Source organism: Enterovibrio norvegicus FF-33 (assembly GCF_000286835.2).
GTDB classification, from domain to species: Bacteria; Pseudomonadota; Gammaproteobacteria; order Enterobacterales; family Vibrionaceae; genus Enterovibrio; species Enterovibrio norvegicus_A.
In genome coordinates, this window is sequence record NZ_AJYD02000013.1 from 838,508 (window position 1) to 865,467 (window position 26,960).

Genomic DNA, 26,960 nt, shown 5'->3' on the forward strand with positions numbered 1-26,960 from the left:
CACGTTGGCAAAGAAGCTATGAGCTATGAGCTATGAGCTATGAAGCCAAATTCTGACGGATTTTTTGACTTAAAGAAATCATGGTGTCGGCTTCACTTTCTGTCAGCCCCGTTGCACAAAGTGCCTGTTTCGCCACCTTCTTTCCCGCCCTAGCGAGTTTCTTGCCTTCGTCGGTTAACGCGACCGATTTTTGCCTTTCATTGCCCTCAACAAGCGTCTTCGTGACATAACCAACGCTCTGTAAGCGTTTAATAATAGGTGTGACGGTCGCCTTGGATAAACCAACAGATTGTGCAAGTTCGGTCACCGATACATCCTGTTCTTGCCACAATGACATCATCACAACGAACTGCGGATAAGTGAGTTTAAAGGGTTCAAGCAATGGCTTGTAAGCCTGAGTGATCATGCTGGACGTCGAATATAAGTTGAAGCAAATTTGATCGATATGCTTGGGTCCCATGGGCTAATCCTTGTCCTTTTTGTCTTTATTATTTCGTCACTATGGCAAAACCGGCCACTATCATCAACCCAAACAATTTGTGCACTAACAGTTTGGCCACCTTCATTTTATGAATCAAGCAATATGCCTTAGCCATATCTATCTGATATAGAAAAACTCTTCCATGACATTGTTAAAACTCTCAGGATAGAGACTGCCAATCGTTGATTTTTTCCACAAGTCAGACCAACATATTAACTCGATTGTTCGCACACAAACTATTAACTGACGAACTGTTTATTGAAAATAATTTGTATGGTTATTCAGCAAGGAGAGATCAATGAATAAGTCTATTCTATGCGCCGCAGCGCTTGGACTCGTCGCGTCACCCATTATTGCCTCAACCAACCCAAACCTCGCCGTCGATAGCGTGGATGTGTTTGAATCAATATTTGGTATTACCGAAGGAAAACGCAGAAACCATACCAAAGGTTTTTGTTTTGAAGGGCGATTTGAACCTATCGCCACAAACATCACCCGTTACACCAACAGCCCATTGTTCCAAGCATCAACGAAAGTGATAGGTCGACTTTCGCACAAAGGCGGCAATATCGATGCGCCTGACGATGTACCTAGCGATTATGGTCTCGGACTGTCTATGCAAGACGTAAACGGTGGGATCACTCGAATGGCGGTAAACACGCTAGATTTCTTCCCTGTTTCAACACCTGAAGCCTTTCTGGAACTCAATCAAGCAACGCTCAAAGGCAAAGAAGCACTCGCCGCCGTCAAAGAGAAGTACCCAGAAATAAAAGCGTTCAAGGCGCACATGGCAAAAAGAGACAACACACTAAAGCCTTATGAAGACATGAGCTACAACAGTGTGAACAGCTTCTACTTGGTGAATGAGCAAGGAGAAAAAGTCGCGTTCAGGTTTGCCTTTGTGCCGACCAGCAAACACGACATATCGGTAGAAACAGGAAGCGATTTCTACTTTGAGAATCTGCAAAAAAGCCTAGAAAGCGGAGAAGTGAGTTGGAACATGGTCGTCACGATTGCCAACCCACAAGACATGGTCGACGACGCGGCAAAGCGCTGGGAAGGTGAGCATGTTACGTTCAACGCGGCACGTTTGGTCATTGAATCTATTACCCCCGAAGGGAAATGCGAAGATATCACCTTTGACCCGACCATGCTCAGCGACGGTATCGAGCCGTCTAATGATCCCCTACTGCAAACGCGAAGCTCGTCTTATGCTGTTGGATTAGGTCGTAGACTCAGTGAGAAATCGCAATAGCGAGCATCTTATGTACACGGTCTCGCGTAGAGTAATCCTTATACAACTTAGACAAACTGCTAGGCAAAAAGAAGGCGAGACTCATGTCTCGCCTGCTTCGTGATTGATTCGCACACTACCGTGATTTTTTCCGCATAAAATCACGCAGCGGTTGGGTTCCGCGATAAACCAACAGCGACAATAAAATCAACGCACAGCCTGCAATTTTATGCGCAGGCATTGATTCGTGATACCACACCACGCTCAGGATCACCGTCCAAACAGGTTCAAGGATCATAATAATGGCCGCATTTGCAGCGCTTGCTCCCTTCTGGCCAAGCGTCTGCATTAAGTAACGCAAACTTGTTGCCACCAGCACACTCAGCGTAAACCAGCCCCACACTGTCGGAGGTATGGTGTCGGGCCATGTTTCGGTCAGCAACGAAGCGATGGTCGCAACCACACCCGTAGAGAACAGTTGCACACAAGTCAGCACCAAGGTCGGAATACGCTGTGCATAGCGGTTGTTCAAATTAAAGTGAACAGCGAGAAACAACGCCGCCAGCAAGAACCAAATCTGACTTGGCGAGAGCTGCCAGCCCACACCACCTAGTGATAGCAACGCCAAACCCACCACGGCAATCGGCATCGAAAACCAGAATATCCTCGGGGGTGCTTGCTTATACAGCAACCACGCGACGGGCGGCACAATCAGCATGGAAAGGCTCATGATAAACGCCCCTTCCCCCAGCGAGGTGCTGACAGACATGGCGAAAATCCAGAACAAAATCGCACATGCCAGCACGCAGCCCACTCCTGCCGCTCGCGTCAAATCGCCCCTATCAACGACTTTCAGTTTGCCAAAGCAAAACGGCAGGATACACAAGGATGCCAAAATGAAGCGCAGGCCGATAAACCCAAACGGCGGCATACCCTGAATCGCCTCTTTCGAGAAAATCCATCCCCAGGCAGCCAACACAGTAGCAACAAGTAAAATCAAAGAAGCACGTCTTTCGACCAACATTAAACACCAACAAAAAAGGGAATGAGAAAGGCGTGGGCATTATACCCACCTAATCGCGCTTTCACCTCATCACTCTTTATCTGTATTTGTTGCTCAATTCAGGCGACATGATAGCGACTCTGCCAACTGGGCTTCTTTGATGTGTGCACTCCAGTGTGTCGGCGACTCGAGCGTGGCGGGAATTTTGTTGAATATCACAGAGACAAACAGGCTAAACATGCCGTTTGTCTCAACCGGTATTAAATCACGGTCAGAACAATCGTTATACAGCCTTACTTACCTGATCTATATCGCATCTTGAGAGCAATACACTCCGAAGTATCACCACTGTCTATACTCTCCATTACCAAACATCATCCCATTAGGAAAAATAGTGCAAGGTTCATGGTTTCGTTTTTCACCTTGGTATTTAACCATCACCTCAACACTGGTATTAGCAGGGTTAGGCTACTTTCTGGTCACCAACTTAAACTGGTTTAAAGAAACCGCATTTGCTTCTCATAGCGCAAGTGAATTAAAGGACAACACCCACTACTACTTCAGCATGTTTAATTTGTACATCAGCATGTTGAAGCGTTCTGTGGCGATGTTTGCAGGAGTAGGTACTTTGCTTATCGGATTGGCCGTGTGTTTTTTCACTATCGAGAAAAGCACCTCAGCCAGTATTGAAGGGTCAGGATGGGCCTTTCAGCTAGCCACAGCCTCTCCGGGTATTTTTGCCATGTTTGTTGGTGCCATGCTCATTGCTTTCTCGGTACACAGCAAAGACAGCTTTAGTTTCAATACGGAACAAATAGCCAGTCAGAATACAGAAGCCGTACCCACTGCTAAGGCTTCAACCTTAGCCATCGACCCTTGCCTTTCAACACCTCCTCCCAATGGTTGCTAATCGGGCGAATAATGATGAAAAATCACGCATATAAAGCATGGATATCAACGATAATTATCAGCGCCGCGTTGTTTACAACCTTCGCATCGAAGGGAGAAAGTGTGCAGCGCCAACAAGAAGATAACAAAAATACTGCATGCTCTTTTTTAATTTCAGAAGTTAAGAACATCCTCCAAAGTAAAAACCAAGAAGATCTCTCTGCCATCATTAAAACCCATGACAGGCTGTGTTCTGACTCGGATTACATAAAAGCGGTTAAAACAAGTAACAGTCACTTCCCTTTACAGTGCTACGCACTCAATGGCTTTGCTGGGATTTTATCGCACTCACCCAAGGTTTACGTGACAACAACAAGTTCCAACTCCACGCACAGAGAAATAAACAACTTACTTCTAATGAAAAAAACCAGCAGTGATTTTATTCATATGACAAGTCACCCTGAATTTAACACCTTACTGAGTTCTAACTTTAAGGACGTGATCATTAGCGATGATGAACTCACTTCCGCCTTGAGTAGCCTCAAGATTAGCGAGCCGATATCAACCAAAAAAAATGACCACTGGATAATCAAAAAATCGACGATTGAATCTCAGCTCAACGACGACATAATTAAAGCGATTCTTCAAGAAAGCCAGGGGACATTACCGTTCAATAGCGATATCCAACAACCGTTCTCGCCACTAAATTCAATCCAAACCTTTGAGACGTTTAAATCTAGCGAAGCACCTTAGTCTCCACCGCCATCTGCCCCGTCCGAGCAAGCACAACCTGAACGACAAGCAATGTGGCTGAAAATTTAGAACATGAAATGAAAAAAGGGCCAGCATGTTCGCATGCTAGCCCTCTTTGAGTCACTCAGTCACAGGGTGAATGAGACACTGACAATTAACTTTCAGCTGGCATCACGTACATTGCGCATATTTTATTGCCCGATGGATCAAGTAAGTAAGCCAAATACAGGCTCATTCTGCTATTTGCGCGAACACCCGGCGGTTCTTCACATGGAGTGCCACCATTCGCGATACCCGCTTCATGCCATGCCTTCGCCTGCTCAGGGCTACTCGCCTTAAAACCAATGGTCATACCGTTACCGTGTGACGCTGACTCGCCATTGATCGGTTTAGTAATCCCAAGCACCCCATCTTGGGTTAGATAGAAACAGCGACCTTTTTCATCAATCATCCCTTCTGAGTAACCCAACACTGCCAGCGTTGCATCATAGAAAGCTTTTGATTTTTCCATGTCATTGGAACCAATCATTACATGACTAAACATCTCTCTTCCTTTCTGGTTATTGGTATGGTCATGACTGTGCAGGATAGGCGTTGTTTTGTCTAGGGTGCGCGTGGCCTTATCCCTCAAAAGAAAGAGGTGCGTTCATCGCGTCACATATCTAAACCGCCCGTCTCTTTAGACGGGCGTTGATCATCTCCTCCAGCAACCTCTGCTCTTTTCTCGCTTTCTCATAGCGCTGCTTGGCTTTCCAGCGATCTAAGGCTTTTTCTAGTCCCTGAACGCGGGCGTGGCGTTGTTCCAGCTCCTTTTGTACAGAAGAACATTGCGCCTGCAATACCGCTTGTTCGTGTTCGCAGTGAACCAATAGCTTTTGTAGCATTTGATCGACGCGGGAGAGGTTCATCAGCGCGGCGCTGTTGAAGGTTGCTTGCTGAGTGGCGGTTTGTAGAGTGGCAGATTGATTGGCGTGGGTTTTAAGGTCAGACAATTGCCCGAGTTTACCTTCAAGGTGAGCGTGACGCTGGCGCATGGATTCAAGCTGTTGGCCGACACGGTCGCGGCGCTTTTCTTCTACTTGTTGCAGTTTGCCGCACGCTTTGATTTTTGCGTCCATACGCTGTCTCCTTGATCGCGCTTGCGAAGCTTAAACTGCGATGCTTAAACAACGAAACTTAACACGATGAGTACTACGCCTACTGCTGCTGAAACATCTGCGCGAGGTCAGTCAGGCTGCTTGAGTAATCGGCGGATTCGTCCGCGCCTTGCAACAGATAGCCTTTGAGCTGCGGATACATGGCAACAGCACGATCAAGCTCTGGGTCTTGCCCCGGTTGATAGCCCCCCAAAGGCAACAGTTCTTTTACTTGCAGGTAGTTGGAATACAAGGTGCGAAACTGATTGGCGATGGTGGTGTGTGCTGGCTGCGTGCAACCCGACATGCAACGGCTAATCGACGCATTGATATCAATCGCAGGGTAATGCCCCTGTTCGGCCAATTGGCGCGACAATACGACGTGACCATCCAAAATCGCGCGGGCGGAATCCACCACAGGATCTTGTTGATCGTCTCCTTCTGCCAACACGGTATAAATGGCCGTTAAGCTGCCGTGTTGGTTTTCACTGTTACCTGCACGTTCAAGCAACTGCGGCAACAAGCTAAAGACAGATGGCGGATAACCACGCGAGGCGGGCGGCTCGCCGAGGGAAAGGGCAATTTCACGCTGCGCCATGGCATAACGCGTGAGTGAATCCATCAGCAGCAAGACATCTTTGCCTTGGTCGCGGAAATACTCTGCAACACGGTGACAAAGCAAGGTAGCGCGAAGGCGCATCAGCGGCGATTCATCCGCGGGTGCGGCTACCACAATGGCGCGTTTACGGGCTTCTGGCGTTAGGTTACGTTCAATGAACTCACGGACTTCACGTCCGCGTTCGCCAATCAATCCGACCACAATCACGTCAGCTTCGGTGTTTTGGGAAATCATGCCCATCAAGACACTTTTACCCACGCCGCTGCCTGCCATAAGGCCAATGCGCTGGCCTTTACCAACAGTCAACAAGCCGTTAATCGCGCGCACACCCATGTTGAGTGGGGTATCTACCGGGCGGCGTTTTAGTGGGTTGATCGGTTTAGGTTCGAGGGAAACACGCTCGCCGCCTTTCAGCTCTGGGCCATCATCAATGGCTTCGCCCTGCCCGTTCACTACGCGTCCTAGCCAGTTCGCGCCAAGTTGCACGGTGCTGTCGCCTTCCAGCGGTATCACTTTCGCGCCGGCGAACAACCCGCCAAGGCGACGGATGGGCATCAGGTACGCCACGTTGTGGTCAAAGCCCACGACTTGCGCTTCAATCATGTCGCCTTCAGCCGTTTCGACCAAGCAACGCTGTTCGAGTTTGAAACGGCAACCAACGGCTTGCAGCATCAACCCGTTCACTTTGACTAAGCGACCCGTCACTCGGGCAATCGGTACCGAATCGAGCGACGCGATTGCATCGCTCAAACGCTCTGACAGTAAAACGTGCGCAGAGGTGCTATTCATCACGACGTCAGTCATTCACAGCCTCAAGCTGTTGTGAGTCTGTGGTACTGCTTGATTCCTTGTTAATGGGTTGTGACACTGTCACCTCATCAAGCAAGTGCTGCTTAACGTTATCCATGCAGGTTTGCAGGCGCGAATCGCAGCTGGCGTCGGCTTCTGCATCTTCTGTCACCAGATGACAGCCGCCCACAGGCAGTTCATTGTTCGCCACCAACTTCCATGTTGCAGGAAGATCGGCATTGATGTTTCTGATCCGCTCCAGATCTTGAGGGTTCAAATGCACCGTGACTTTTTCTGATTTGCCCGGTAACGCGTCGATGGTTTCATCCACCAGCGTCAGGATTTGCTGCGGCATCAGAGTAAGCTCTGCGCGGATAACTTGCTGCGCGACTTTCTGAACCAGTTCACAAATCATATGGCGCTGCTGTTGCTCGCGCTCTTTTTGCCAATGCGACAAGGTATGGAACAGCTCGTTAACGGGTTTAGCCGCATCAAGAAATGCTTGTCGCCCTGCTTGTTCGCCAGACACAAAGCCTTTCTGAAAGCCCTCTTTTTGACCGTCTAGCAAGCCTTGCTGTATGCCCTGCTCTGTACCCTGACGGAAACCTTCTTGATGGCCTTGCTCTAATCCTTGCTGAAAACCCGCTTCGAGTTTTTGCTGCAAGTCTGCCTGAACATCATTCCAGTTCTGCTCTGCACCGAATTCGTCTTCCACCATAACCACTGGCTTTGCCAGCGGAGGAAAACGGTGAACACGGTAGCCAGATGGCGGGATTTTCATGAATTTTCCTGTCATGGTTTACTCCACCGTGGCTTCTTCGTACAGCACCAGTTCTATCTCGCCCGAATCACTCAGGGCACGAACAATCTGCATGATTTCAGCACGCGCACTTTCTACGCGGCTCAAAGGCACCGCACCGCGCAGCTGCATGTCATCTTCCAATGCTTTCGCCATACGCTGTGGCATGGAACGCTTGATGGTTTGCTGCAAGGTGATTTCTGCACCTTTCAATGCCACAGACCATAGTTCGGCTGGGATTTGCTGCACCAGTTTGTCCAATGTGTCCTCGCGCTGACGGCTCAGTACCATGAAGTCGAACATGTTCTGTTCAATCTCATTGGCAATATCCTCGTCATGCAGTTTGAGCATTTCCATCAAGGTGGCGCGATCACCTTCAAAGCGGTTAATGATGTCGGCCACTTGCTTCACACCAGACAGCGGCGCGGATTGGTTAACAGACACTTGCGCGATACAGCGTTCAATCAGATCGTTGAGATCGTGCACCACTTGATGGTCAATATCCTGTAACCGAGCAATGCGATAAAGCAGTTCGTCGTGGTAATCCGCCGGCAAGTGTTTCAGCACCAGCGAGGAACTATCTGCTGGCAAGTAAGCCAAGAAAATCGCCTGCATCTGTGGGTGTTCGCTCGTGATGAATCGCGCCAGCACTTCGGCTTCTACCCATTGCAAACGCTGCATGTTGTTGCGAATTTCATCGCCGTAAAGGTTATTCAACAAACCTTTGGCTAAATCGTTACCCAGTGCTTTGCGCAAGGTATTCGATAAGTACTCTTTCGATGCTCCGCGAATACCACTGTGCAGACGAAAATCTTCAAAGAAATGTTGAATCACGCTTTTAGCGCTGTCGCTTTGAATGCCGCTAAGATGCGCCATGGCGCGAGTCACGCGTTGGGTTTCTTCGCGGCTGAAGTGTTGCAGCACTTTTGCCGCGGCATCTTCACCCATACCAAGCAGTACCAATGCGGTCTGCTCGACATGATTAAGCGGTTGTTTCTGCTTTGACTGTGCTGTGTTCATTCACGTTTATCCATTGTTTCAAAATTTCTGCCACGCGTGCTGGTTCTTCGTTAGCAATCAGCTGCAAGTGCTTCAATTGAATTTCTAGCGGCGATCCCGGTGGGGGTAGCATTTCATTGCCAACATCCAGCCCTGAACTCACTGCAATACCTTTTTCGGACAGACGACGGTTGAGCACTTCTTCGCGCTCGCGCTCTTCTCGCGTTTGCAGGTTGTCGTAGGTCATCTCTTCTTGCGGATCCGCAAATTCCAGTTCTTGTGCACGGCGATCTGCGCCTGTCAGGTGCATGATCAGAGGTCGTAGCACAAAGAAGATCATCGCCATGCCCAACATGCCGCCAATCACGTAACGAAGCGGTTGCTGCACTGCCGAATCTTGCCACCATGGCAAAGCTGGCGGTGCGCTGATTTCAATCGGCGTGAAGTTAAAGCTCATCAAACTCAAGCTGTCGCCACGGGCTTCTGAAATGCCAACAGCATCCATCACCATGGTGGAGATCTGCGTTTTCTCAGCGTCTGTCCACGCGGTGCCGTTTGGCGCTGCGCCTGTGTTGAGCAACACGGATACGCTTAAATTTTGGATCTGACCTTGCTGGTATTGGGTGCGACGCACACTGCTGCCCACTGCGTACTGGCGGTTAATTTCAGAGCGCGCATTGGCGTTGGTGCTGTCTTCGGTTGGGACTTCACCAGTCACAGGCGGTTGATGACTCAGCGCGCCCGGCATGCCCAACGCGATTTGATCGATGGAGTTGTTTTGAATGGTGTGTTCGTTGCGCACGACAGGATTTGCATCAAGAATTTCCTGCGTTTCTTCCACTTGGCTAAAGTTCATGTTGGCGGCGACTTGAACGCGGAAGTTACTTGGCCCCACAATCGGTGTCAGCATGTCGGACGCGCGCTGAATAATCTGCTTCTCGACGTTTTTTTGATAGTCGAGGTATTTGGCATTCACCTTACCCGATTCGGTCGAAGCAACATCGGCACTCAACAGGCGACCATATTGGTCAATCACTGACACTTGTTCAGACTTCATGCCTGTCACACTGCCCACGATCAGGTTAATGATCGCTTCTACTTGCTCCGGTTTCAGATCTTCGCCTGCTTTGAGTTCAAGCATCACAGACGCCGACGGATTTTCTGCGTTCTGACGAACAAACAAGGTTTGGCGCGGAATGGCTAAGTGAACGCGCGCGTTAGACACGGCGTTAAGAGAAATGATAGTGCGGACTAACTCCCCTTCTAAACCATGACGATAACGGGCCGTTTCCATAAACTGGCTTGTGCCGAGTGAGCTATCGTTTTTCAGTGAGTCTAATCCGGTAGGTAGCTGCGCTTTTACGCCTTTTGCCGCAAGCAACATACGGATTTTGGCCACTTCACCTTCGGGCACGAGCACTTGGCCGTTTTGTTCTTGCAGACGATAGGCAATGCCTTCGGTTTCAAGCACAGACACAATCTCGCCAATATCAAAACGTTCTTGCTGGCTGTAAAGCGGACGAAATGTTTGAGAAGAACTCCACAGCGCGACCACAATAATGGCGGCGACGATGGCAGCCATCACGGCAGATAACACCAGATTGCGCTGGCTGCTCGACCACAGTTGTTTCACTTTGTGGCCTAATTCATCCATGCCACCAGAAGAAGCAATGCCATTAGACGAAGCCGTGCGACCCGCATTTACTGTTGTCCCGCCGGCCAATTGAGTAGATATATCAGACATGGTTACACCGGCATCTTCATGATGTCATCAAACGAACTGACGACCTTATTGCGCACTTGCATCAAGGCATTAAACGATAAGCTCGCTTTTTGGCTTGCGACCATTGCTCCCACTAAATCATCACTTTTCCCAAGCTCAACAGCCGTAATTTTCTGACTCGCTGTCGATTGATGCTGGTTCACCGTATCGAGGACGTTGGTGATGGCTTGTGAAAAAGACATCGGCTGATTGGTGGTGGCGTTAACCGCGTTCACATCCAAGGGGTTAGCGCTAACAATAAAATCCGGCTGCGCCTGTACACGCATGGCATCCATTTTGGTCAGCATGAGCTGTTCGGCGCTCATTGCGCTGTTCATCGATGGGTTGATTGAGTGATTAGCCATGTTTCACCTTTAATAGGGTTAAGCAGATTGAGATTAAGCAGCCGAGCCAAGTAACGACTGTAAATCAATGCCTTGTTCACGCATTGCAGCCAACTTGTAACGCAACGCGCGGGTTGAGACGCCAAGGGCATCTGCTGTTTTCGTTCGGTTGCCACCAAACTGTCGTAATTTGTCGAGAATGAACTGAAATTCTGCGTGCTTTTTCGCTTCCACATGGCCGAAACGCTCTGTTTGCATCATGGGAATATTCACGCTATTTAGCGCAACAGGCAGCATCAGATCTTGCGCGGTAATGTAATCACCGTGGCGCATTACCAGCGCACGTTGAATCACGTTCTCAAGCTCTCGAATATTGCCCGGCCATTGGTATTGGCTAAGAGCGGAAATGGCATCGGCGGACAGGCGGCATTGACTGCTGTCTTGATACTTCCCGATAAAGAAATGACTGATAGGTAGAATGTCTTCACTGCGCTCACGTAATGGTGGCCAGTGAAGGGGTAATACGTCGAGGCGGTAGTACAAATCTTCGCGAAAATTGCCCTTTTGCACTTCTTCACGTAAATCTTTGTTAGTGGCTGCTATCACGCGGATATCAAGCTTGATCGTCTTGTGGCTGCCCACTCGTTCGACTTCACGCTCTTGTAGCACACGCAGTAATTTGGCTTGCACCGCAGGGGACATTTCACCGATTTCATCCAACAAAATCGTGCCGCCGTTCGCTTCTTCAAACTTGCCGCTTTGCGATTGCAGCGCGCCAGTAAATGCCCCTTTCACATGACCAAATAACACCGCTTCGAGCATAGATTCGGGAATCGCTGCGCAGTTAACCGCCACAAACGCTTCGTCGGTACGAGAAGAATGTTCGTGAACATAACGCGCCAGCACTTCTTTACCTGTGCCAGATTCCCCCGTAATTAACACACTGGCACTGGTGCAGGCTGCGCGATGCGCCAGTTGCAGCACCTGTTTGCTACGCCAAGACTCTGCGACGATATTCGCCATGGGTTTGCCCAGCGCTTCAACACGGCGCAGCAGGTTGACCAATTGCTTTGATTCAAAAGGACGAAGCAGGTAATCCGTGGCACCCGCTTTCATGGTTTCGGCGGCCAGAATACCTTCATCTTGCTCAACAATGGCAATCGCCACGCCACCATGACGTTGTTTTTGATGACAGGCGACCCATTCGCGAATGCCCATATCAGACAGACTCGAGCTGACCAAGGTGACCGCGGCAGGCTCATTGAGTAACGCACTGCGCCCTGTTCTTGCGTGTCTGACCTTGTAACCAGCGTCTTTCAACACATCGATGACGGGGAGCGCAACCGTTTCATTTGGCTCGACCAACAAAATTTCCATATTCTTCATGATTGAACCTTGGTTGTTTCAGGGCTGGCTTCGCTGAATACTTTCGGGGCAGTTTTCGTGCCGCTTTGGGTGGTGTTTGGGGTGGTGTTTTGGTTATTACTACTTGGTGCTTGTTTCTCTTCTATCTGTTGTGCAGGCAAGAGTACGGGCACAACGCGTTCACTGTCTCGAACCAATCTCACCGTGACACGGCGATTTTTCGCCTGCCCTTTTTGCGTGACGTTGTCGGCAATCGGGTAACGTTCGCCGTGGGCGCGAATATCAATACGTGTGTCGGCCACGCCAAGCGTTTGCAGCGCACTCGCGACGTTCTCTGCGCGTTGGCGCGATGTGTTGAGATTAACCACCGATGAACCGATATTGTCAGTGTGGCCGTCAATCAAAATTCGGGAAATAGACGCGTCAACCGCAAGATAACTCGATAGCGCTTTTAGCTTGTTCTGTTGTGCGAAAGTCAGTGACCGTTGCCCAAACGCGAAGGGAAGCTCCAATGTTCGCGCTTCTTCAACGCTCATGCCTGGTAGATTGGCGCGACAACGATTAAATGCGGTCAGACTTTGTTGAATTCGGATCGTGGGAAGCGTGATGCTTTTCGTGACGGAAGGTGCGCTTCCGCTGTAAGCCACATTGACCCACTGGCTGGCAGCCATCGCTTTGAGCAGTTCAGGGATCTGGTGTTGGAAACGTACGATGCTGTTTGCCGTAATGTTGACGTCTGCCAGTTTGCGTTCACGGGCATCAGGTAACCATGGCGGCGCGACCTGATATAACGTCGCCACATTGAGTCCCGTATTATTTCCATTCCATTCTGATTCAAAACTTAATTTCTCACCCGGCAGTGCACGGAAGTAAAACTTCCCCTGCGGCACTTCCGCATGAATTAATTGGCACTCAAACTTACCACCTTGATATTTCCAAGATGATAAATCCATAGGAACCACAATCTCATTCTTTGCGAATGCAGAACCTGAAATAAGCAATGTAAAAATTAATAAATAGGATGTATTTACATTCACCTTACAACGGTAAATATAATCGTGAATTCCCTTCAACATAGATAACCTATTAGCCAACTAAAGCTTCCAAAATCATGGAACGATGACCACTTTTACCACTAGACACTCTAAGAAATAATCCCATTTAAAAAGGACTTATCGTTAAAAATCCCAGTTCAAGAACCGAACAGTAAGTGACAGAAGCAAGCGTAAATTCAAAGACATAATCTTGGGAAAGTGTCGCACTGCATGTCAGTGGACAATATTTAATCGAGCAAGTTAAAAAACATACAAATCTATATTAATATTTTTATTAGATTAATTTTTAACCACTCACTTTTATTAGAAATGCAAACTACCTTTATTCTCTATTCTTTTAAATAAGACATATAAATTAAAATCCAACATGTGAACGAAAGTCACATAGTTTAAAAATCAAACTAAAGCGTAATAAAAAAGTCTGTGTAGACTAGCGGGAATGATGAGCGACACGCTCCGATGTATTTATATGCGGTAAAAATAAATGAAAACGACAGCGCCTAAGCCGAATTCAGAATTGCCGGCTGTCAGTGTCGAATTGCTGGGAAAGCCCATCCACGCGGTACGTGATAATTTGCAACACATCCTTCAAGCGTCCTGCCACACCTTAAGCAACGCACTGCAAAGCTGGCTCAAAACCAATCAGATCGATGTCAAATTGGAGTGTATCGACCTTCACACCCTACGTTTAAGTGACATCGATAAAAACGCGACCACCACCCTCCGTCATCAAGATGGCGGGTTGGCATACATGACGATTGATGCACCGATGCTGGTGAAGTTGGCCGACCGTTTCTACGGCGCGGCCATTGAACGCAAAACACCGACGCTAACCAGCAGCGATGTGCGCTTACAAGAGCGTATCGCAAAATTGGTCGCGGCTTGGATTGCGCCCGACGACATGTGGTCGCCGTGCGAGGTCGAGCTAGGTCAAGGCATGGGGCTTCGTTCCGTGTTTGAAATCCATTTCGGCGACACGGTTGGCACGCTGAGCCTTGATATTGAAGGCAACCTTATCCAAACGCTGATCGAACAATTGGGGCTGCACCGTACCCAAGATCTGTCAGCTTCGTTTGCGCAGTCATTGACTGCAACGCCTGTTCGGTTAAACGTGCTTCTGAGTAAGAAAACCCTCCCATTAAGCGATGTGCTTAGCCTTGCCCCAAACGACATTCTGCCGATTGAATTGCTTGCGACCGTGCCTGTCAGCATTGGCAATCAACAGCTCTTTACTGGCCGTGTCGCCGAGCAAGACGGACAACTCGTACTGATTTTGAACCACGAATAAGGAATTCCAACGTGAGTGCATCCCCTGATACCGCCACCTTCAATGGTGAAGACTTGAATTTCGACGACTTTCAACTGGAAGATTTCGATACCCCAACCATCGCTGAGCCTTTAGTCATGCCTGAGCGTGATCTGAGCTTTTTCAAAAAAATCCCTGTGACGGTCACTTTGGAAGTCGCCAGCAAAGAAATCGCGCTAGGCGACCTGATGAAAGCCGGCGAAGGCAGTGTGATCGAGTTAGATAAGCTCAATGGCGAACCTTTAGATGTAAAAGTAAACGGTTCCTTGATGGGCCATGCCGAAGTGGTTGTTGTCAACGACAAATATGGCCTGCGCCTGATTGATGTGCTGGACTCTGCACTGGCAGGCGTTACCCAATAAGTCGCTGACTCTGTGACTGATTACAAGAGCAAAAGGCAATATCCTCAATGTTGATGTTTCGTTCTCTCAAATCCTGTTTGCCTGCACTGATTGCCGCCATTGCTCTGTTTGCAATGCCCGTATTGGCTGCCGACAACGGGCTGACTTTCCTCTCTGTCACCGATGGCGATACCCAGCAGGAATACAGCGTAAAACTGCAAATCCTGCTGTTGATGACAGCGCTAGGTTTTCTGCCTGCCTTCATTTTGATGGGAACGAGCTTCACTCGCATTATCGTGGTGTTGGCGATTTTGCGTCAGGCACTTGGTCTTCAACAAAGCCCGCCAAACCGCGTGCTCGTCGGGATTGCGTTGTCACTGACCATTTTGATCATGCGCCCCGTTTGGACAGATGTTTACGAGAATGCTTTCAAGCCTTATGACGCAGGTGACATCACCCTGATGCAAGCGTTCACGGTGGCAGAAACACCAGTTCGAAACTTTATGTTGGCGCAAACGCATCAAAGCGCCTTGGAGCAAATGCTACGCATTGCCAATGAACCACTGAACCAAAACGTGGACGACATTTCATTTGCCGTGGTGCTACCTGCCTTTGTGATCAGCGAACTGAAAACGGCATTTCAGATCGGATTTATGTTGTTTATCCCTTTTTTGGTCATCGATTTGGTGGTCGCCAGTGTCTTGATGGCAATGGGAATGATGATGCTTTCCCCCCTCATCATCTCATTGCCATTCAAGCTCGTGGTGTTCGTATTGGTCGACGGTTGGGCCATGACCGTTGGCACCTTATCCGCCAGTTTTGGGTAGCCCAGCATGACACCTGAACTTGTTGTTACCCTCTTTTCCAACGCGGTCTGGCTGATCATCTTAATGGTCGCAGTGCTTGTCGTGCCCGGGCTGATTGTTGGCCTTGGTATTGCGATTTTTCAAGCCGCCACACAAATCAATGAACAGACACTGAGTTTCCTGCCCCGCTTAATGACCACCCTGTTGATGGTGATTTTCGCTGGACACTGGATGCTGCGAAAGATCATGGATCTGTTCGATTATCTGTTCCACAACATTCCCGGCATGATCGGCTAATGGCGATCACCTTCGCGGAACTCTCCGTCATGCTCGGTCAACTTTGGTGGCCGTTTTTCCGTGTTGGCGCCGTATTTATATCCATGCCGTTTTTCGGTGATGCATTAATTCCCGTTTGGGTGCGTAGCCTGTTAGCGCTCTCAATTGTTGTGATCACCGCGCCTTTAATGCCCGCTATGCCCGCTGTTGAGCTGTTTTCCATGACCTCTTTGTTTCTGGCTTTTGAGCAAGCCATGTGGGGGTTGTTCTTTGGCTTAATCCTGCACATGTTCTTTGGCATTTTTACCATGTTAGGCCAAATCGTCTCTTTGCAGATGGGACTTGGTATGGCCGTGATGAATGACCCTGTTAACGGTCAATCTGTGGCGGTATTGGCGAGAATTTTTCTGCTGTTCTGCACCTTGCTATTTTTATCCCTCGAAGGACATTTGTTGATCATCGATATTCTGATCCAAAGCTTTGTCATTTGGCCTGTAGGCTCTGGTCTAACCGGGATGTCACTGCAAGGCGTGGTCAATATCTTCGGTTGGATGTTTGCATCTGGTCTCGCATTGGCCTTGCCTGCCATTGTTTCTATGTTGCTGGCAAACATCAGTTTTGGTGTGATGAACCGCGCCGCGCCATCATTGAATGTGTACGCCCTTGGTTTTCCCATGACCATGTTACTTGGCCTATTCAGTGTTTTACTGTCTATTTCCGGGGTGCCCGATAAATACACTGAACTCGTGCATGACACCCTTCACCATCTGAATACCTTTATGGTGGGGGGCGCATGAGCGAACAATCGTCACAAGACAAATCCGAACAGGCTTCCGACCAGAAGATCAAAAAGGCAAGGGGCGAAGGCCAAATCCCCCGCGCCAAAGAATTCACCACGGCGGTTATCTTTCTTGCGGTTTCAGCGTATTTCTACAGCCAATTACCCGCAATTTGGGAAGCCATTTCGGGTGTGTTTCGCTTCAATATGTCGCTGACCAAAGCCGATCTTGAAAACCCCTTACAAGCGATTGAACACGTCGGTCACAGCCTTGGTATTTTGATTGAACTGCTACTGCCCATGTTCCTGTTGATCATTGTCACCACCGTTTTAAGTTCGCTGATCTTAGGTGGCTGGATGTTTCGACCTGCCAATGTCTTGCCCAAGCTCAGTAAGCTCGACCCGATCAAAGGGATTGGGCGCATGTTCTCAACCCGCTCGCTTGTCGAGCTGATCAAATCCACCTTGAAAGTGGCGGTGATTGCCAGCGTACTTTACGGCTTTTTGGATAACAAACTTCAACCTTTGCTGGGTATGCAAAACCTGCCGTTGAACCAGGGTGTGGTGATGATCATGAACATCTTGTTTGAAGGCATGTTGCTTATGGGTTTTGCGCTGCTGCTGTTCGGGGTCATTGATATCCCTTATCAGCGCTGGGAGCACATGAAAGAGCTTCGCATGACTAAACAGGAGCAAAAAGAAGAGTACAAGAACAACGAAGGCCGTCCCGAAGTGAAGCAGCGTATTCGTCAAATTCAACAGCAATTTTCGCGTCGGCGTATCGACAAAACCGTGCCCAGTGCCGATGTGGTCATCGTGAATCCAACCCACTATGCCGTGGCGCTAAAATACGATACCTCGCTGTCTGATGCACCGTTTGTCGTCGCAAAAGGCGTGGATGAAACCGCCATGCACATTCAGCGTATTGCGCGAGAAAACAATGTCGAAATTATCCATTCCGCGCCACTGACCCGATCGATTTATCACACCACGGCGATTGAACAGGCTGTACCCAGTCAGCTTTATATCGCGGTGGCGCATATTCTGACGTACGTGTTACAGGTGAAAGCCTTTCGCGAAGGACGTGGCGACAAGCCTATGTCGTTGCCTCATTTTTCGATCCCGAATCATTTGCAGCATTAACACTATGGCATTCAGCTCGGTGTCATCAAGATCTCTGTCATCAAACTTATTTCACGCATTCGTACAAGCTTGCACTCACCGCCGTCACACCAAGGAACAGACACTATGCTTAATCGGTTAAGAGATTTTCAACAATCAGCGAAGGGGCGAATTGGTATTCCTGTCGTGTTGCTGATGCTGCTCGCAATGGTGATTTTGCCCTTGCCACCGCTACTGCTCGATGCTCTGTTTACTTTCAATATCGTGTTGGCAATTTTGGTGTTGCTGGTCAGCACTAGTGCGAAACGACCGCTCGATTTCTCCATTTTCCCAACGATATTGCTGATCGCCACCCTTCTTCGCCTTGCGCTAAACGTGGCCTCCACCCGTATTGTATTGCTTGAAGGTCACAACGGAGGCGATGCCGCCGGTAAGGTCATTCAAGCCTTTGGTGAGGTGGTAATTGGTGGTAACTACCTGATTGGTATGGTGGTGTTCGTCATCTTGATGATCATTAACTTTGTGGTCATCACCAAAGGTGGCGAGCGGATATCCGAAGTCTCCGCCCGCTTTACCTTGGATGCCCTGCCGGGCAAACAGATGGCGATTGATGCGGATCTCAACGCGGGATTAATCGACCAAGAAACAGCTCGATTACGCCGTAAAGAAGTCGCCAATGAAGCGGATTTCCACGGTTCAATGGACGGTGCGTCTAAGTTTGTACGCGGCGATGCCATCGCAAGCATGCTAATCCTGTTTATCAACTTAATTGGTGGTATCAGCATTGGTGTGTTTGACCATGGCCTAACCGGCTCAGAAGCACTAAAAACCTATGCCCTACTGACCATTGGTGATGGTTTGGTGGCGCAAATTCCGTCGCTATTGCTGGCAACCGCAGCCGCTATCATTGTTACCCGTATTAATGATTCCGACAGCGGCATGGCGGAAACCATGCGCAAGCAAATGCTCGCCACCCCAGCAACGCTCTATACCGTTGCGGGCATCATGGTGGTGATTGGTATTGTTCCCGGCATGCCGCATCTGGCTTTTTTCAGCTTTGCGGGCGCCTTGGCTTTTGCGGGCTGGCGACAGAGCAAAGCGCCAGACAATGATTCGCAATTGGACGACGTTGAGGCTATTTCTCATGTGATGCAGCATGAGGAATCGCCGTTGTCTTGGGATGATATTCCCCACGTTCACACGCTGTCACTCGCGCTGGGCTATCGTCTCGTGCATTTGGTCAACAAAGAGCAAGGCGCACCACTCACACAACGTATTCGTGGCGTTCGCCGCAACCTGTCTGAGCAGATCGGTTTTTTGCTCCCTGAAGTGCGTATTCGCGACAACTTAAGCCTGAAACCTAACCAGTACACCTTGTCGCTAAATGGCGAAGTGATTGAGCAAGGCTTTATCGAACCGGATCGCTTGATGGCTATTGCGGTGGGTGAAACCTACGGCGAAATCGACGGTATTTTGGGAAGCGACCCTGCCTACCAATTGCCTGCGGTATGGATTGAACACACGGACAAAGCCAAAGCACTCAACATGGGCTATCAGGTGGTGGATGACAGTACCGTGATCGCGACCCACATCAGCAAAATCATTAAATCGAATCTGGCGGAGTTGTTTACCCACGACGACGTAGAAGCCATGAACCAACGTTTGACACAGCAAGCACCAAAGCTCGCGCAAGCATTGGGCGCAGCCCTGACACCTGCACAACAGCTGAAGGTTTACCGTCAATTGCTGCTTGATCAAGTGCCACTAAAAGACATTCGCACCATTGCCAACACCATGTTGGATTCATCCGAAAACAGCAAAGACCCGATATTGCTGGCCGCCGATGTTCGCTGTACCTTGCGACGCACGCTGTTTAACCTCATCGCCGGACAAAAGAACGAGTTGAATGTGTACGCCCTTTCCGACGAATTGGAAAAGATGTTGCTAACGTCGTTACAGCAAGCACAAGCCAGTGGCCCAGTGATGCTTGATAGCTTCCCCATTGAGCCGAATATTTTGGGGCAGTTCCAACAGAACCTGCCATTAATTCGACAACAGCTTAAGCAACAAGGCATGGTACCCATCCTGCTAGTGATGCCACAGTTACGGCCGTTACTTGCACGTTATGCACGCACCTTTACCCAAGGATTGGCGGTGTTGTCATACAACGAAGTGCCCGAGAATAAGCAAATTAACGTGGTAGGAAACCTTGGCTAATTTCACGCTTCACCAGGTGATGCATCAAACTTTACGTCACCTTATCGAGCAGCATGTCGTTACGGATGACGATGCGCTGATCCTCGCCGCTTTTTTACAAAACGATATTCGCCATGTGTGTCAGGCCATTCGTGATGTACGTTCTGGTGTGGTGGTTTATCAACATGTGACACTGCGCTTTGGCAGTCGTGGAGAGCAAAGCGTTTACAGCTTTGATTTGTCTGACGGTATGCGTTTTAGTCTTGACCTTTACAGCTTGTATTTGGCGCTACGCCAAAGCCGCTTTCAAATTGATACCTTTCACCCTGATTTGGTCAGCGATGTCGTGGTACCCGTTGATGCCAATGCGCTGATCTGGTCAACGGGGCAGCATGCTCTCACCCAGATGCTGCAACTGGACAAAGCGGCCTTTTCGTTTCTTATTCCTTCGTTGCAGATCAATGTCAGTGACGAGGCACAGCCTCGTCTTGTTAGCTTGCTGGCGACATTACGCGTGCGATCAGCTGCACTTTGGTTTGATATATCCATTCCCTGTCACCACATTGAATTAATGAAACGTCACCGTCCAGACAGGGTGAAATTGGCCATTACTTTAGCCAGTAAACAGGATCGTAGCGGCTTATTGCCCTTGATTCGCTTTTTTCGATCTCATCGATTGCCTTGGGTGGCAGGACGTATTTCCAGCCAAAGTGAGCTGAATCAGTTTCGCCTACTGGGCGCATCACACTACTTTGGCTATGTCAGCGACATTCCAACGTCTTTATCCTTTAAGGGCTTCGACAACCCTGACACCAGCCAAAACGTGGAATAGAGATCACCAAAATGCTTATAAATCCGCGATTTCGCGGATTTTTTTCATTCTGAGATTAATTCTGTGCAACAAGCGTCCGCCTCTAGTTAGTGAGCAGGGATCATCCCTCGCAACCAATGACTGTGAACCAAGGAGTTTAAGATGGCTTTATCAATGCACACTAACTACGCGTCGCTTGTTACTCAGAATACACTGAATGGCACCAGCAACCTTTTGAACACTGCAATGGAGCGCTTGAGCACCGGTTACCGCATTAACTCTGCGGCGGACGATGCAGCTGGCCTACAAATTTCTAACCGTCTGGAAGCACAAACACGCGGCATGTCAGTAGCAATGCGTAACGCACAAGATGGTATGTCAATGCTGCAAACGGCTGAAGGTGCGTTTGACGAGTCGACCAACATTCTTTACCGCATGAACGACCTAGCGACACAAGCATCGAACGGCACCAACACCGATGCAGACAAAGACGCACTGCAAAAAGAATTCAGTGAGTTAGGTGCAGAGCTTACCAACATCATGACCAATACCAAGTACGCGGGTGATGCACTTATCACCGCCGCTGGTATTAAAACAGGCGGTCTAACGCTGCAAATCGGCGCTTCTTCTGCTGAAACGCTTGACCTAGCAACAACGGTTGATACGGATGTTATCGCCGCACACACTGCGCTTTCAGCCACTGTCCCAGCGCTAGATATTGGTTCTGCGGGTGATTCAGGTGCTGCGATGGACGCTCTGGCGACGGCGCTGGATGAAGTGGGTGCCGCGCGTGCCGGTTTGGGTGCGACAATTAACCGTCTAGACCACACCGTTGTTAACTTGGGCAACATGTCAGAAAACACTGCTGCAGCGAAAGGCCGTATCACGGATGCAGACTTTGCCGTTGAATCATCAAACATGACTAAAAACCAAATGCTGATGCAAGCAGGCACCACCGTTCTGTCTCAGACTAACCAGCTGCCTGGCATGGCGATGTCACTGCTGCGTTAATCGCCACACAATTTCTCCTTTATCCTCCCTTGGATATTTTTCTCAACCTCCTTCGGGAGGTTTTTTTGTGGAAATTCCGAGAGGCGGTTTTATCCCCAAACACACCGAAAATTCAGTTTGTTTGGGGATATTTTTTCAGACCCTAACATCCACGAATTATCCATCGAGAGGTCTTTATCTGGCCGCTAACAAGCGAGAGGGTCTATCGAAATACTAATGAGGGCCATGGGATAATGTTAATGCCAAATCCCACAAGGATTCAGGAACATCGACCTCCGTCAGCTCGTTGATAAACTGGCCCGGTAAACGCGTTCCCTCGTCTTGAGAAACCAGATCGCCAACTTGTTTACAACGTTCATAAAATGATTCGGAATTGGCAGGGTCAATCACCAAGAAATATTGGCCCAAATCATGAGGGTCGCCCTGTGCCGCTTTTAGGGGTTTGACGAACTGCGATGCAATTCCCCCTGTTAACCCTGCCGTCAACAACTCCGCCATTAAGCCAAACCCCCAGCCTTTGTACCCACCAGCAGAGACCAATGAACCGGCTAGTGCTTTGTGTGGGTCAGTGGTTGGATTGCCAAGTTCATCAAGCGCCCAGCCTTCAGGAATGCTTTCACCTGCTTCTTTCGCCATCGTGATTTTGCCAAGGGCGACAACCGTGGTGGATTGATCAAACTGCATGGCTATGCCGCCTTCACCATCTGGGACAGAAAAGGCCACTGGGTTAGTGCCAATGGTGCGGATTTTCCCGCCGGGCGGCGCGACAATAGGAGAAGAGTTCGTAAAACCGAGAGCGATAAAGCCACGACGGGCAAACTGTTCGGTGAAATACCCTAATGACGTACACGTATGACTATGACCAATCGCTAATGCAGCGAGGCCATTCTCAGAGGCGGCAGTTAACGCGGATGGAAAAGCGCGAACAAAAGCCGCTTGTGCAAACCCGAATTTGGCATCGACTTGAACAACACCAGGCTTGGGTGTCGTGATTAACGGTTCGGCGTCTTTTGATACACGCCCTGACACAAGTTGCTCGCAATAACTTTGTAAATAGTACAAGCCGCAGATTCGGTTTTGTCTGGACTCGTTTTTTGCGACAGCAAGCGCGACAGATTCTGCGATCCACGGTAAAGCGCCATGTTTTTCTAACGCTGTTTTACACACCTCATGAATCTCGGAAATGGCAATAACTGGCATACATACTCCTTTAGAATTTGTCACTAAAATCAGGTGTTATTAATTGTCTGAGAATCTCTCTTTGTCGGTTGTCTGTTGAAACTCCAAAGCGGCATCTTCAAGCGCATGCCATAAATAGCCCGCACTTGAAATATCACTCAAAATGAAGAAACGCGTTTGTTTAAAAGCGGACTGTGATGTGTTGACGACGACAGAAGAAACACGCGCCACGGATGTTTGGGCGATATGACCGGGCGTAAATACATCGGGTTGAAAATCAACCGCACACACTTTCGCAAACATCTGCGGGCAAGCATCGCCCGTGAGAACAAACATCGCCGAACTGTGTTGGCAATATAATCGAGTCACTTGGCTGGCGTTAAGCGCGGCTTTTTCCAGTTCCAGAATGGCTTCAGTGTGTTGATGTTCCACATCAAGAACCCAAAACTCCGTGAGGCTAAGCCTTAGCACCCATAAACCGTTGCGCATTTCGACGGCGTTATTAGGTTGAGGAGGTATTTCAAGCCCCTGCTGCTCTAAAAAAGAAGCAGCGTGTTGACCTCTGAATCCAACACGGTTTGAGGTGGTTGCATCAAAAAACGAAATTGAAGACAGACAATATGTTTGCACAATATCGCTGTGTCTCAATGCTGGCTGTGTGCTGACTAAAAATGAAAACATGCTAAATGACCTCCTGTCGCGCACCTTCCGGATCATAAAAAGGTAACTTGACCACTTCCGGCCATACTTCTTTGCCGTCGACCCTGATAGGGAACAACGTACCGGGTTCTTGTTGATCAATGCCGACAAACGCCAGACCAATATAGGCATCTAACGTTGCCGAAAAATCACACGACGTCACATTTCCCGTGATGCTTGAATCCTGACCCGCTTTATCCAACACAAGGTGGCCTTCTTCTGGCTTCGCAGACGATTTATCGAGTGTAAAACCAACCAGTTTTCGGGTTTGCTCGCGGCGCATCACTATCTCAACTGAGCGTGAACCCACATAGAAAGGCTTGGCTTTCGCGATGGCCCATCCCAAGGACAATTCACCGGGGTGTGACATACCATCGGTGTCTTGCCCAACGATAATGTGGCCTTTTTCCAGACGAAGAAGCCGCTGTGCTTCTACGCCAAAGGGACGCATCTCAAATTCTTCTCCGGCGGATATCAGTAAATCCCAAACCTTGAGCGCGAACAGTGTGGGCATGTGGATCTCATACCCGAGTTCCCCAACAAAACCGACGCGCATCAATCGAACTGGCATGCCGCTAATATGTCCCTCTCGGTAGGCCAAATAGGGGAACGCCTCCGGGGTGAAATCGACGTCTTCACACACTTTCTCGAGGACTTTCCTCGCGTTTGGCCCGGCGACATTCACCGCTGAAAATGCGGAGGTCACATTGGCAATATCGACATCTAATCGCCACTGGGCATTCCACTTTTTCATTTCACGATAAACCGCATCAACGCCGCTCGTTGTCGCAGTCACGTAATAATGGTCGTCTGCAATACGACACGCGACGCCGTCATCCACCACCACGCCTTGCTCATTGGTCAACACGGCATAACGCGTTTTACCAACGGGCGGCTTAACAAACGCAAAGGTATACATTCGATTCAAAAACTCTGGCGCATCTGGCCCATAAACTTCGATACCACCCAATGTGCTGACATCAACGATGCCGACATTTTGTCGCACAGCTAACGCTTCTTGCTGAATGCGTTCATGTCGATGTTCAGGGTCGCCATAATAAGCAGGACGACGCCATGCGCCCGCAGGCATGAACTGTGCGCCCAGATCTTCATGCCTTGAATGCATGGGCGTGAGGCGAACAGGGTTAAAAATTCGACCCGCTAAATAGGCGAGCTTTTCGGGGATAAATGGCGGACGCGCAGTGGTTACGCCCGTTTCACTGACCGTTCTGCCTGTGGCCTCGGCAACCAATCTCGCGCTGGCCAAGGCGGAATGGCGTCCCTGAGAGGGGCCCATGCCAACAGTCGAAAAACGTTTAACCAGTTGAATGTCTCGATAACCTAAACGCGTGGCATTCACGATATCTTTTGATTGAAGATCTTCATCAAAATCGACAAAGTCTTTCCCTTTAGGATGAGGAAATATAGGCCAAGGGAAATTGGTTGAAAGATCGCACTCAACCCTGTCACTGACAACATCAGACAGCCCGAGTTTAGTTAAACAGGTTTGCGCCGCGTTTTGTCCATCTGCCAGCACTTTATCAAGGTCATGAATGCCATTAACAGAGCCCGCAATGTGCAGATTGTCGGGTAGGTTTTTAAGCGTAAAACGTGCGTTGCTGTCGTCATAGCTGAGTTGTGCGCCTGCTTGACATAACAACTGGTAAGTCGGCATGTAACCGGCTGACACACAAAGCAGATCGCAGGGTATTGTTGATACTTTTTGTGTGACCTTGTATTGGTCGTCGATAGAATAGATCTCGACCGATGAAAGGTGGTTGTTGCGTGCTTGCGCTTCATAAACCGTCGCCCCCAATATGACGGGGATACCCAGAGTTTGAACCGCATCGACCAGATCAGCGCGTCTCTGGCTTTTACGCATGTCGACGACGGAAACAACGTCTACGCCCTGTTTAGCAAGCTCGATGGCGGCTAAATAGCCATCGTCATTGCCCGTTAGTACCACCGATTTTTTGCCCGGTTTGATGGCGTAGTGTTTCATTAGTCGCATTGCGGCGCTGCATAAAACGATGCCGGGAATGTCATTGTTTCTAAATACGACGTGCTGTTCGAATTCGCCTGACGCGACAATGCACTGTTTAGCCCTGACCTTATACATGCGATTGGCGGTGAGCACGGGCAGGTAATTATCGGTGAACCACGCATTACAAACCGCATCGGTTAAGACGCGGATCTTGGGGTGATTGGAGACGCTCGATTTGAGTTTGGCGAGTACGTCATCTGCCACATCACCATTGATATCGAATCGATGATAAGTCAGTGCGCCACCGAGTTGCTTGTTTTCGTCAACTAACAGTACGTTGGCACCGTGTTGCGCGGCGGTAATGGCCGCATTCAGTCCTGCTGGCCCCGCGCCGACCACCATCACATCACAAAACAGGTAGGCTTTGTCATGATAAGTGGGGTCAAAATCTAGGTTGGCTTTCCCCAATCCCGCTTTTTTGCGAATGAGCGGCTCCCACTTATCCCAGACGCCCTTGGGCTTATAAAATGCGCGATAATAGAAGCCGACGGGCATAAACCGTCCGACTTTTTCTAACAAGGCATCTTTGTCGTTTTCCAGCGAGCCATTGTAATTTTGCCCCATCACCCTTGGGGCTTGTGAAATATCAATGCGATCCGCTAATACATTGGCTTCGTCTGGCAATTGAACCAGGGTATTAGCATCTTGACCTGCCATCGTTAGCGGGCCACGAGGTCGGTGATATTTGAAGGAGCGTGACATCAGCCATTGCTGATTGGCAATAAGGGCGCTGGCAACGGTATCGCCTTCAAAACCACTGTAGCGCGTTCCTTCAAATTCAAAGCTGATTGTCTTATCCCGAGAAATCAAAGAACCCATCGGCGGTGATAATCGTTTCTCATCACTCATGGTTGCGCTCCTTTTCCTTCGTCGGCGTCAGCATCGAAAGAGACTTTCTGCGTAAATATGTCGCTGGGATCATAAGTTCGAATAATCTCATCTGAGGCTGTGTGCCTTTCCGCGATAAACCAATAGCTAGATGCACTGTGAAACCACCATTCTTGAACCACTTTGACGGTGTTGTCTGAGTAAAAGACATAGTCAGCCCATTCTTTGTCAGTGCAGTTTTTATGATCGGGCATGGCTTTCACTTCACCACCGTAGACAAACTCATTGATGTTTCTTGGACCATTCAAGGGACAACGCATTATCTTCATATCAATA

The 26,960-nt window shown here is 49.2% G+C and carries 27 protein-coding genes; 12 read left to right on the forward strand and 15 right to left on the reverse strand.

The features are described from left to right. Positions 1-37: 37 nt before the first annotated feature. Positions 38-460 carry a MarR family winged helix-turn-helix transcriptional regulator gene (locus A1OO_RS06060; RefSeq protein ID WP_017004925.1) on the reverse strand — a complete coding sequence of 141 codons (423 nt, stop codon included), beginning with the start codon at positions 458-460 and terminating at the stop codon, positions 38-40. Between the two features lie 319 nt (positions 461-779). Here A1OO_RS06060 and A1OO_RS06065 point away from each other — a divergent pair, with 319 nt between their 5' ends. Further along, the gene (locus A1OO_RS06065; RefSeq protein WP_017004927.1) at positions 780-1,736 is read left to right on the forward strand and encodes a catalase; all 957 of its coding nucleotides are present in this window, start codon (positions 780-782) and stop codon (positions 1,734-1,736) included. 115 nt (positions 1,737-1,851) lie between these two features. Here A1OO_RS06065 and A1OO_RS06070 read toward each other — a convergent pair whose 3' ends face one another. After that, positions 1,852-2,739, reverse strand: a complete 888-nt coding sequence (locus tag A1OO_RS06070; RefSeq protein WP_016959232.1) for a DMT family transporter — start codon at positions 2,737-2,739, stop codon at positions 1,852-1,854. A 373-nt stretch (positions 2,740-3,112) separates the two neighbouring features. Here A1OO_RS06070 and A1OO_RS06075 point away from each other — a divergent pair, with 373 nt between their 5' ends. Both A1OO_RS06075 and A1OO_RS06080 read left to right on the forward strand, forming a co-directional pair. Then, a complete protein-coding gene (locus A1OO_RS06075; protein WP_017004928.1) occupies positions 3,113-3,628 on the forward strand; it encodes a hypothetical protein in 516 nt (171 codons plus the stop codon). 101 nt (positions 3,629-3,729) lie between these two features. Then, positions 3,730-4,359, forward strand: coding sequence for a hypothetical protein (locus A1OO_RS06080; protein ID WP_139128058.1), 630 nt, complete (start codon positions 3,730-3,732; stop codon positions 4,357-4,359). 154 nt (positions 4,360-4,513) lie between these two features. On the opposite strand, the gene A1OO_RS06085 is transcribed toward A1OO_RS06080, so the two are convergent. From A1OO_RS06085 to A1OO_RS06125, 9 genes are all read right to left on the reverse strand, one after another. After that, positions 4,514-4,903 carry a VOC family protein gene (locus A1OO_RS06085; protein WP_016959233.1) on the reverse strand — a complete coding sequence of 130 codons (390 nt, stop codon included), beginning with the start codon at positions 4,901-4,903 and terminating at the stop codon, positions 4,514-4,516. A gap of 118 nt (positions 4,904-5,021) precedes the next feature. After that, positions 5,022-5,477 carry a flagellar export protein FliJ gene (fliJ, locus tag A1OO_RS06090; protein ID WP_016959234.1) on the reverse strand — a complete coding sequence of 152 codons (456 nt, stop codon included), beginning with the start codon at positions 5,475-5,477 and terminating at the stop codon, positions 5,022-5,024. Between the two features lie 79 nt (positions 5,478-5,556). Beyond that, the gene (gene fliI, locus A1OO_RS06095; RefSeq protein WP_026024064.1) at positions 5,557-6,903 is read right to left on the reverse strand and encodes a flagellar protein export ATPase FliI; all 1,347 of its coding nucleotides are present in this window, start codon (positions 6,901-6,903) and stop codon (positions 5,557-5,559) included. A gap of 7 nt (positions 6,904-6,910) precedes the next feature. Continuing rightward, on the reverse strand, positions 6,911-7,684 hold the full coding sequence (gene fliH / locus A1OO_RS06100) for a flagellar assembly protein FliH (RefSeq protein WP_017004931.1): 774 nt from the start codon (positions 7,682-7,684) through the stop codon (positions 6,911-6,913). A gap of 18 nt (positions 7,685-7,702) precedes the next feature. Further along, positions 7,703-8,722 carry a flagellar motor switch protein FliG gene (locus A1OO_RS06105; protein WP_016959237.1) on the reverse strand — a complete coding sequence of 340 codons (1,020 nt, stop codon included), beginning with the start codon at positions 8,720-8,722 and terminating at the stop codon, positions 7,703-7,705. Further along, positions 8,685-10,445, reverse strand: a complete 1,761-nt coding sequence (fliF, locus tag A1OO_RS06110; RefSeq protein ID WP_017004932.1) for a flagellar basal-body MS-ring/collar protein FliF — start codon at positions 10,443-10,445, stop codon at positions 8,685-8,687. Before fliF ends, A1OO_RS06105 begins: the two co-directional genes overlap by 38 nt. A gap of 2 nt (positions 10,446-10,447) precedes the next feature. Beyond that, positions 10,448-10,828, reverse strand: a complete 381-nt coding sequence (gene fliE / locus A1OO_RS06115) for a flagellar hook-basal body complex protein FliE (protein WP_016959239.1) — start codon at positions 10,826-10,828, stop codon at positions 10,448-10,450. A 33-nt stretch (positions 10,829-10,861) separates the two neighbouring features. Beyond that, positions 10,862-12,193 (reverse strand): sigma-54-dependent transcriptional regulator, encoded by a 1,332-nt coding sequence (locus A1OO_RS06120; protein WP_017004933.1) that lies wholly within the window; start codon positions 12,191-12,193, stop codon positions 10,862-10,864. Beyond that, a complete protein-coding gene (locus A1OO_RS06125; RefSeq protein ID WP_017004934.1) occupies positions 12,190-13,125 on the reverse strand; it encodes an OmpA family protein in 936 nt (311 codons plus the stop codon). The genes A1OO_RS06120 and A1OO_RS06125 overlap by 4 nt, the downstream gene beginning before the upstream one ends. A 586-nt stretch (positions 13,126-13,711) precedes the next feature. Here A1OO_RS06125 and A1OO_RS06130 point away from each other — a divergent pair. The 9 genes from A1OO_RS06130 to lafA all read left to right on the forward strand — a co-directional run bounded on the left by A1OO_RS06130 (position 13,712) and on the right by lafA (position 21,874). Continuing rightward, positions 13,712-14,515, forward strand: coding sequence for a FliM/FliN family flagellar motor switch protein (locus A1OO_RS06130; RefSeq protein ID WP_017004935.1), 804 nt, complete (start codon positions 13,712-13,714; stop codon positions 14,513-14,515). 11 nt (positions 14,516-14,526) lie between these two features. Continuing rightward, positions 14,527-14,895: a flagellar motor switch protein FliN gene (gene fliN / locus A1OO_RS06135; protein WP_016959243.1), complete on the forward strand. Its 369-nt coding sequence runs from the start codon at positions 14,527-14,529 to the stop codon at positions 14,893-14,895. Positions 14,896-14,942: 47 nt separating this feature from the next. Continuing rightward, positions 14,943-15,701 carry a flagellar type III secretion system pore protein FliP gene (gene fliP / locus A1OO_RS06140; RefSeq protein ID WP_016959244.1) on the forward strand — a complete coding sequence of 253 codons (759 nt, stop codon included), beginning with the start codon at positions 14,943-14,945 and terminating at the stop codon, positions 15,699-15,701. Positions 15,702-15,707: 6 nt separating this feature from the next. Further along, on the forward strand, positions 15,708-15,977 hold the full coding sequence (fliQ, locus tag A1OO_RS06145; protein ID WP_016959245.1) for a flagellar biosynthesis protein FliQ: 270 nt from the start codon (positions 15,708-15,710) through the stop codon (positions 15,975-15,977). Beyond that, complete coding sequence (gene fliR, locus A1OO_RS06150; RefSeq protein WP_016959246.1) at positions 15,977-16,753, forward strand: flagellar biosynthetic protein FliR; 777 nt, start codon at positions 15,977-15,979, stop codon at positions 16,751-16,753. Before fliQ ends, fliR begins: the two co-directional genes overlap by 1 nt. After that, positions 16,750-17,877: a flagellar biosynthesis protein FlhB gene (flhB, locus tag A1OO_RS06155; protein ID WP_016959247.1), complete on the forward strand. Its 1,128-nt coding sequence runs from the start codon at positions 16,750-16,752 to the stop codon at positions 17,875-17,877. Before fliR ends, flhB begins: the two co-directional genes overlap by 4 nt. A 105-nt stretch (positions 17,878-17,982) precedes the next feature. After that, positions 17,983-20,073, forward strand: a complete 2,091-nt coding sequence (gene flhA, locus A1OO_RS06160; RefSeq protein WP_016959248.1) for a flagellar biosynthesis protein FlhA — start codon at positions 17,983-17,985, stop codon at positions 20,071-20,073. A 19-nt stretch (positions 20,074-20,092) separates the two neighbouring features. Beyond that, positions 20,093-20,884 carry a hypothetical protein gene (locus A1OO_RS06165; RefSeq protein ID WP_016959249.1) on the forward strand — a complete coding sequence of 264 codons (792 nt, stop codon included), beginning with the start codon at positions 20,093-20,095 and terminating at the stop codon, positions 20,882-20,884. Positions 20,885-21,025: 141 nt separating this feature from the next. Continuing rightward, positions 21,026-21,874: a lateral flagellin LafA gene (gene lafA, locus A1OO_RS06170; RefSeq protein WP_016959250.1), complete on the forward strand. Its 849-nt coding sequence runs from the start codon at positions 21,026-21,028 to the stop codon at positions 21,872-21,874. A gap of 213 nt (positions 21,875-22,087) precedes the next feature. Here the strand turns inward: lafA and A1OO_RS06175 are convergent, their stop codons facing one another. From A1OO_RS06175 to A1OO_RS06190, 4 genes are read right to left on the reverse strand one after another with little or no spacing between them, the layout of a single operon-like run. Continuing rightward, positions 22,088-23,074 carry an Ldh family oxidoreductase gene (locus tag A1OO_RS06175; RefSeq protein ID WP_016959251.1) on the reverse strand — a complete coding sequence of 329 codons (987 nt, stop codon included), beginning with the start codon at positions 23,072-23,074 and terminating at the stop codon, positions 22,088-22,090. A gap of 39 nt (positions 23,075-23,113) precedes the next feature. Beyond that, on the reverse strand, positions 23,114-23,734 hold the full coding sequence (locus A1OO_RS06180) for a hypothetical protein (RefSeq protein WP_017004936.1): 621 nt from the start codon (positions 23,732-23,734) through the stop codon (positions 23,114-23,116). 1 nt (position 23,735) lies between these two features. Further along, positions 23,736-26,645 carry an FAD-dependent oxidoreductase gene (locus A1OO_RS06185; RefSeq protein WP_017004937.1) on the reverse strand — a complete coding sequence of 970 codons (2,910 nt, stop codon included), beginning with the start codon at positions 26,643-26,645 and terminating at the stop codon, positions 23,736-23,738. Beyond that, complete coding sequence (locus A1OO_RS06190) at positions 26,642-26,953, reverse strand: sarcosine oxidase subunit delta (RefSeq protein ID WP_017004938.1); 312 nt, start codon at positions 26,951-26,953, stop codon at positions 26,642-26,644. The genes A1OO_RS06185 and A1OO_RS06190 overlap by 4 nt, the downstream gene beginning before the upstream one ends. Positions 26,954-26,960: the final 7 nt, after the last annotated feature.

Bases quoted from the DNA above. Each gene is read 5' to 3' on its own strand.
- A1OO_RS06060 (WP_017004925.1), bottom strand. From the start codon at position 460: ATGGGACCCAAGCATATCGATCAAATTTGCTTCAACTTATATTCGACG.
- A1OO_RS06065 (WP_017004927.1), top strand. From the start codon at position 780: ATGAATAAGTCTATTCTATGCGCCGCAGCGCTTGGACTCGTCGCGTCA.
- A1OO_RS06070 (WP_016959232.1), bottom strand. From the start codon at position 2,739: ATGTTGGTCGAAAGACGTGCTTCTTTGATTTTACTTGTTGCTACTGTG.
- A1OO_RS06085 (WP_016959233.1), bottom strand. From the start codon at position 4,903: ATGTTTAGTCATGTAATGATTGGTTCCAATGACATGGAAAAATCAAAA.
- fliJ (WP_016959234.1), bottom strand. From the start codon at position 5,477: ATGGACGCAAAAATCAAAGCGTGCGGCAAACTGCAACAAGTAGAAGAA.
- fliI (WP_026024064.1), bottom strand. From the start codon at position 6,903: ATGAATAGCACCTCTGCGCACGTTTTACTGTCAGAGCGTTTGAGCGAT.
- fliH (WP_017004931.1), bottom strand. From the start codon at position 7,684: ATGAAAATCCCGCCATCTGGCTACCGTGTTCACCGTTTTCCTCCGCTG.
- A1OO_RS06105 (WP_016959237.1), bottom strand. From the start codon at position 8,722: ATGAACACAGCACAGTCAAAGCAGAAACAACCGCTTAATCATGTCGAG.
- fliF (WP_017004932.1), bottom strand. From the start codon at position 10,445: ATGTCTGATATATCTACTCAATTGGCCGGCGGGACAACAGTAAATGCG.
- fliE (WP_016959239.1), bottom strand. From the start codon at position 10,828: ATGGCTAATCACTCAATCAACCCATCGATGAACAGCGCAATGAGCGCC.
- A1OO_RS06120 (WP_017004933.1), bottom strand. From the start codon at position 12,193: ATGAAGAATATGGAAATTTTGTTGGTCGAGCCAAATGAAACGGTTGCG.
- A1OO_RS06125 (WP_017004934.1), bottom strand. From the start codon at position 13,125: ATGGATTTATCATCTTGGAAATATCAAGGTGGTAAGTTTGAGTGCCAA.
- A1OO_RS06130 (WP_017004935.1), top strand. From the start codon at position 13,712: ATGAAAACGACAGCGCCTAAGCCGAATTCAGAATTGCCGGCTGTCAGT.
- fliP (WP_016959244.1), top strand. From the start codon at position 14,943: ATGTTGATGTTTCGTTCTCTCAAATCCTGTTTGCCTGCACTGATTGCC.
- fliQ (WP_016959245.1), top strand. From the start codon at position 15,708: ATGACACCTGAACTTGTTGTTACCCTCTTTTCCAACGCGGTCTGGCTG.
- fliR (WP_016959246.1), top strand. From the start codon at position 15,977: ATGGCGATCACCTTCGCGGAACTCTCCGTCATGCTCGGTCAACTTTGG.
- flhB (WP_016959247.1), top strand. From the start codon at position 16,750: ATGAGCGAACAATCGTCACAAGACAAATCCGAACAGGCTTCCGACCAG.
- flhA (WP_016959248.1), top strand. From the start codon at position 17,983: ATGCTTAATCGGTTAAGAGATTTTCAACAATCAGCGAAGGGGCGAATT.
- A1OO_RS06165 (WP_016959249.1), top strand. From the start codon at position 20,093: ATGCATCAAACTTTACGTCACCTTATCGAGCAGCATGTCGTTACGGAT.
- lafA (WP_016959250.1), top strand. From the start codon at position 21,026: ATGGCTTTATCAATGCACACTAACTACGCGTCGCTTGTTACTCAGAAT.
- A1OO_RS06175 (WP_016959251.1), bottom strand. From the start codon at position 23,074: ATGCCAGTTATTGCCATTTCCGAGATTCATGAGGTGTGTAAAACAGCG.
- A1OO_RS06180 (WP_017004936.1), bottom strand. From the start codon at position 23,734: ATGTTTTCATTTTTAGTCAGCACACAGCCAGCATTGAGACACAGCGAT.
- A1OO_RS06185 (WP_017004937.1), bottom strand. From the start codon at position 26,645: ATGAGTGATGAGAAACGATTATCACCGCCGATGGGTTCTTTGATTTCT.
- A1OO_RS06190 (WP_017004938.1), bottom strand. From the start codon at position 26,953: ATGAAGATAATGCGTTGTCCCTTGAATGGTCCAAGAAACATCAATGAG.